1 protein-coding gene is annotated in these 1,435 nt (G+C 63.0%); it reads right to left on the minus strand.

Annotation, left to right across the window (positions count from 1 at the left end; genetic code table 11):
- Window positions 1–49 precede the first annotated feature (49 nt).
- Complete coding sequence (locus OK17_RS14070) at window positions 50–1,303, minus strand: IS256 family transposase (protein WP_075862536.1); 1,254 nt, start codon at window positions 1,301–1,303, stop codon at window positions 50–52.
- Window positions 1,304–1,435: the final 132 nt, after the last annotated feature.

Raw genomic sequence — 1,435 nt, forward strand, 5'->3', positions numbered from 1 at the left:
GGTCAAGTCCCAGGTAGTGGTGTAACTCGTTTCTGATCCTTCGTCGCTTTCAGGCAGGCAGTTCGATCAGCGGGTCGGTAGTGGCCTCCGTTGTTGTGGTCGTGTCGGTGGTCAGGGTCAGTCGACATCGGGTGAGGACCTCGAGGCCGAGGTATCGGCGGCCTTCGGCCCACTCGTCGGTCTGCTCGGCCAGGACCGCGCCGATGAGTCGGATGATGGCGTCACGGTTGGGGAAGATACCCACAACGTCAGTGCGGCGGCGAATTTCGCGGTTGAGTCGTTCGGTGGGGTTGTTGGACCAGATCTGTCGCCACACGTCATCGGGGAACCCTGTGAAGGCCAACAGGTCCTCTCGAGCGTCACCGAGATGGTCAGCAACCTTGGGGAGTCTGCCTTCGGTGTATTCCAGGAGTCGGTCGAACTGCTCGTGCACGGCAGTGGCGGTGGGCTGGTCATAAACGCTGTGCAGCATCGCTTTGACCGCCGGCCACATGGACTTGGGGCACACCGCCATCAGGTTGGCCGCGTAGTGGGTACGGCACCGTTGCCACACGGCGCCGGGCAGGTTCGCCGCGATCGCCTCGACCAGTCCGGCGTGGGCATCAGAGGTCACCAGACGCACCCCGCCCAGCCCGCGGGCGACCAGATCGGCGAAGAAGGTGTTCCAGGAGGCTTTGGTTTCGCTGGTCGCTACTTGCATGCCCAACACCTCGCGGTGGCCATCGCCGTTGACACCGGTCGCCAGCAGGACAACGGCTTTGACGACCTGCTTGTTCTCGCGGACTTTGATCGTCAACGCATCGGCGGTGACGAAGGTGAACGGCCCGACCTCGTCGAGGCGACGATGGCGGAACGCTGTGACCTGTTCGTCGAGGTCGGTGGCCATGCGTGAGACCTGTGACTTCGACAGCGAGTCGATGCCGAGAGTTTTGACCAGCTTGTCCATCCGGCGGGTCGAGACTCCAGCGAGGTAGCAGTCGGCCACGACGGTGATCAGTGCTGACTCGGCCCGCTTGCGGCGTTCGAGGAGCCACTCGGGAAAGTAGCTGCCCGAACGTAGCTTGGGAATGGCGACGTCGACGGTACCGACGCGGGTATCCAGTGGCCGGTGGCGGTAGCCGTTGCGGCGGTTGGTGCGCTCTGGTGTGCGTTGGTTCCATTCGGCTCCGCAGACCGCGTCGGCATCGGCCGACAGCAGCGCGTTGATCATGGTTTGCAGCAGCTCACGCATCAGATCTGGTGACGCCTCGGCCAGGGCTTGGCCAAGAAGGCCTGCAGGGTCGACAATGTGGGGTGCGGTCATCGCGATGACTCCTCGAGGATTCTGTGGAAGGTTGACTCGAAGGATCACGCGGTGGCCGCTCTGCATCCGTTAACGACACGACGTCGATAACGAACTCGGCCACCGAGTTACACCACTCTATGGGGCACTACT

The organism is Gordonia sp. GN26 (assembly GCF_054823965.1).

What these genes read in the sequence shown, in the direction of transcription:
- OK17_RS14070 (WP_075862536.1), bottom strand. Translation starts at nt 1,303, where the DNA reads ATGACCGCACCCCACATTGTCGACCCTGCAGGCCTTCTTGGCCAAGCC.